Source organism: Oscillibacter sp. (genome assembly GCF_031978065.1).
In the GTDB taxonomy this organism is placed as follows: domain Bacteria; phylum Bacillota; class Clostridia; order Oscillospirales; family Oscillospiraceae; genus Oscillibacter.
This window is the reverse complement of record NZ_DALZCH010000165.1, coordinates 1-4,495: the sequence shown is the minus strand read 5'-3', so window position 1 is coordinate 4,495 and position 4,495 is coordinate 1. Positions and strand designations below refer to the sequence as shown.

Below are 4,495 nucleotides of genomic sequence, written 5' to 3'. Positions count from 1 at the left end.
CCTTCAAATGCCTTTTGACAGTATCTTGATAAACTTCCACTGTGCCCAGCGCGTTTTTCTGACTCCCGTGCAAAACCGCCTTGGCCTCCCGTACCTTCTCCCGCTTTTGTGCATCCGTCAGCGTCTCACTGGATTCAATTTTTCGGATTTTAGCATAGATATCGCTGCACGCGGAAACCTGCTTATTCCAAAACCGTCCAACCACCTGCATGGAAACGTCCCCGCCGTTTTTCTCATAGGTTATTTCATCTCCCTTATCATAGAAATCACCGCTGATACGGTTGCTGGAAACACTGTCCACAGTAAATGCCTTTGAAAAAGCATCTCTCTCCGCCTGCGGCGTCAGCAGCGGCAGCATAAAATCTCCTACCACGCCGGAATATTGGTCCAGAAGATAGTTAATCTTCTTAGGGGAAAGATTCAATTGCTTTCCTATCCACTTAGAAAAAATATCTGTTGATGTGTCGTAGCGCTCTCCTGGGGCATAGTTCCGAAGCCGCTGGTTCTCAATGTCTCCTCCGTACCACGTTTTTCCGGGGCTTTTGGAATTCCATAAATCCGAATCAATGAAAGCTTTCAAAATGTTTTGGTTCAGAGGATTAGCTGGGGCCACTTGGTTTCCTACCGTTGCAAAGAATTCTTTCCAATCTACATCTTCCCCCTTGAGAAGATCGCCGATCCTCTGGCCAGTCATTCCCAGCACCGACAGCTCCCGCCCTTTTGGAAGCTTTATCCACAGGCCATCACCGATTTTGAAAAGATAGTTGGTGTCCTTGTCACTCGCTTTCAGATCGTCCCAATCATCGTCGTCCTGATACAGCAGTGCGTTCAGCAAAGAAGGAGCCACACCCAGCACCGCCGCCCGGACGGTCAGCTTCGCCCACTCTTTGGCGCCCTTTGTTTCCGTCGCTCTCCGAACCATCCGGTCAAACCCCTGAATGCCCGGATTCAAAAACGGAATGTAATTGGCGTTCAGAATTTTCCCAAGTGTTCCGGCCCGGCCAAAGTTGACAGTCACATCCGCCGCCGCGTGCATCGCGTCCATCAGATTATCCATGGAGCCGTCCCCTTTTTTAACGATGCTCATAAATTCCGCCAATCTGGGGGCTTGCTCCATCGCCATGTTTATGGCCTCCATGCGCCCCAGCGTCTTTTGCACCGCCTTGCTACTTTCCTTCACGGTCCCGGTTTGATAGTCGAACACAGAGGAAAAAGAGCCGCCCAGCGCCTTATACCGTTTCCAGTATTCACCGTTTGAGGCGATTTCCTTCAGTGCCAGAGGATAATTCTTCGTAAAGGCCGTCAAATCACGGCTGTAAAGTCCAGCGGTTTGCAGGTCCCTCACCGTATTTCTAACGGTAAATGTCGGGTTGTACCCTGTTACCAGCGCCTTGAACAGTTTATTCCCTGCCCGTATTCCCTGCACAAGCTTATTGGTTTCCTTCTTGTCTGGAGATAGAGCTTTCATGGCCTCAAACAGTGACGGGTCCACCGCCAGCTCCATCAATTTTCCGTCTTTATAGACAAAGGCCGTGTTGTTCTTCAAAAATGCCGGGTCTGCCTCCATGCTATCGAAGGTGTCCAAGCTGAAGCCAGCTTCATACTTTTGCACGTCGCTGATGTATTGCTGCACTCTCTGAGGCGATCTGTCCCGCGCTGCCAGCAGTCTTTGCCCGAACCGGTTCTTGCTTCCCTCCCGGACGGCAGCCATGGTCTGTTTCCCCAGAGTCTCGTGGAGCGGAAGAAGTTTTTCATTTCCACCCTCTGCCCGGCCCACGGTTTTTCCGATTTTTATGGATTTTAGGGCGCTCCGATTCTCTTCCATCTTCGTCTTACGAAGCGTCGGGACATAATTCGGATAATACTCTTCCAAAAAGGCCGCGTTTGCCGGGGTCATTAGCCCGCTGTCCACCCGATACTGCATCAGATTTTTGATATAACCCCGCACCTGCTCTTGATATTCTGCAAATTCGGGGTGCTTATGCAATAGCCGCGCTGCGGTGTCCCTGCTCATATCCGCGGTCACATCGTAACCATACACAGGCTTGTTTTTCATCTGGTCCGCCTGATTAACCTTTCGCAGCAACTCCAAGCGCTCCCGAGCCAGTTCTGCATTTTCTTCCATGCTCTCGGCTTTTTGCTTCAATCGTGCCTCCGTGACTGTGGCAATGTCCGGGTTTTCTCGGTCAAATTCTGCCAGAGCCAGTTCCGCCTTCTGCTGTGCAATTATCCCCTTACTCTCAATACTCATGCGGTCAATATTATGCAAATGCAGCATGAAGTCGTTAAAAGCGTTGTAATATTCTTTGCCTTTACCTCGGATTGGGTCCAAAATAGCGTTCAGGCTCTCGCCCACGCGCTTGCCGGAAATATCCGTCCGTTCCCCGTTGATCATATTGATCCCCGCAGAGGAGGATCCCCGGGCCATGTTGTAAAAATCATAAAGATATTGGTCGCCGGTCAGCTTTTGGATTTTTGTCACGCTGTCTCCCGCATCCACCATTTTCCTCATGAAATAGGAGCGGGTCTCCTCCGCTGCCTGCCTCATTGTTTGCTTTTCCGGCTTAGAATCATCTACTATCATTGCGGAAGCTCTAGCTAAAGCCTCCGCCCGCCTGTCTTCGGAGCTTGTGACGGGGTTGGCCTGATCTTCCCATAGCTTCCACAGTTCATCCAAGTCTGACTGACTGACAGGTTCTTTTGTGGATTCCGATGGAGCCTCCATCTTTTTCAGTCTGGCGTCCGCCGCGAGCTTTGCGTAGTCTCTTTCGGTCATGCGCTCTCCGGGTTCGTTCTCGCTTCTGGACAATGCATCTAGATACCCTTCTTCGTCTGCCGACACATAAGAGTTTCCGGGCAGTTCCGTATCTTTCTGCCGCGTCCTCTGCTCCGCCGTCTCCAACCGTGGCATTTCAATTTCCTTGGCACTCTCCCGCTCCGCAGCCTTTCTGGCATTGTCCTCCGCTACGTGCTGATTGGCCTCAATCAGATTGTCCTGCATGGCCTTTGGAAGCTGCGAATTTCGGATGCTCCGCACCGTCTCCGCGTCAACATTCGCGGTAAAATCCCCCTTGCTATTTTTATCAGAGAGGGATATACTATGAGGAGAAAGTTCGGTGTCAGCTACGGTGCTCTCGGGGGAAACTCCGGACCCGTCGGAGGCGATATCCGGGCTTTTCTCATGCCCGTAAATCAAATTCCCCTGCTGATCTACCGCCTCATGCAGGTAATACCGGTTTGCATTGTCCCGCACCACAATTGCGGTGACATAGGTTGTTTCTCCACGGTATGTAACAGGCGCCGCAAACACAAAGGAGTCATATCCGCGTCCCTTCCAATTTGTGCGATGGGCAATTTGCTTTCCCTGCTGAATCACCGCCGGAACCGCCGCGAACAGTTCAATTTTTGATTCTCCGGTTCCGTGTCCCACCAGACTGTTTTTAACCTTGGATTTTGAAAACAGTACCTCTCCGAAGTTCGGCCGTACTACCTTATCCTTCAGACTTTTCACAAAATCCATCACGCGGTCGGTTGCTCGCCCCTCCGGCGAAATCTCTGTTCCGCTGATATTGGCCACCGGCTCCACGCCCACCATGTCCCGAACGCTTTCTCGCAGCAGGGACACCGCACCCTTTCCGTCCGCGGCTTTCGGATCATCAAAGCTCACCGTCTCCAAAATAGGGGCGGTATTTTTTTGCGTTCCTTCCAGCGCCGCTAGCCCATTGGGGTTGACGGTGCTTTTTTGTGCTCCCTCCAGCTTCACCCCGTCCTTAGTGAGCTTCACGCTGGGCGCAGTTGTCGCCTGGTTGATCAATGTCTGCCCACCGCCGAGGATTCCGCCAACCACCGCGCCGCCGGCAAATTCCTCGGCCGCGGTGCGGGGGTTCAGCACGGCGTTTTCATCCGTGACAGATGCCAGCGGGTTTTGCTTCTGGTAAATCAGATTTTGCAGACCCCGTTCCATAATGCCCTGGGCAACCTCTTCCTTGCCCTCGTCCACCATGGAATCAACCCACGCTCTGAGCGCGGAACCGCCCTTTTGCAGTTCCTTCGGCAGTGTCTGAATACCACCGCCGACCTCGATGGCAGCATTGAGCAGACCGTTTCCCATGGCGTAAAGGTTCGCCGCTGTCTCTCCTGCTCCGTCCGCTTTCGCCTGCTGATACCTGTCCCCGGCCACCTGGGAGAATGCCAGCCAATACTGTGGGTCTTTTGCAAGGCCCTGTACTATCCCTCTGACTGCCGCTATGGCCCCGCCGCTCTGCGCCGCCGCGGATGCCGCCTGAAGCCCTGCGGTCCCGGCCTGCGCCGCGGTGCTCATTCCTGCTGTGGCAACAGCGGTCAGGGCCTGCGGAATCGCCGCCACGGTGGCCGTTCCGTATTTATCTACTATTTCCGCCGCTTTTCCGCCCCATTCCACATTGGGCTGAAAATACGTCTGGTTGGTTTCTTTGGCCTGCTGTATCCTGCGGTTCAGCGCAGAGACGGGGTTATT

Annotated in this window: 1 protein-coding gene; it reads right to left on the bottom strand. The window is 53.1% G+C overall.

Annotated features, from left to right (window positions below; all coding sequences use genetic code 11):
- Nucleotides 1–4,495, bottom strand: a 4,495-nt coding sequence (locus tag RTK01_RS15955) for an LPD38 domain-containing protein (RefSeq protein WP_312281919.1), incomplete at both ends; no start/stop codon positions are given.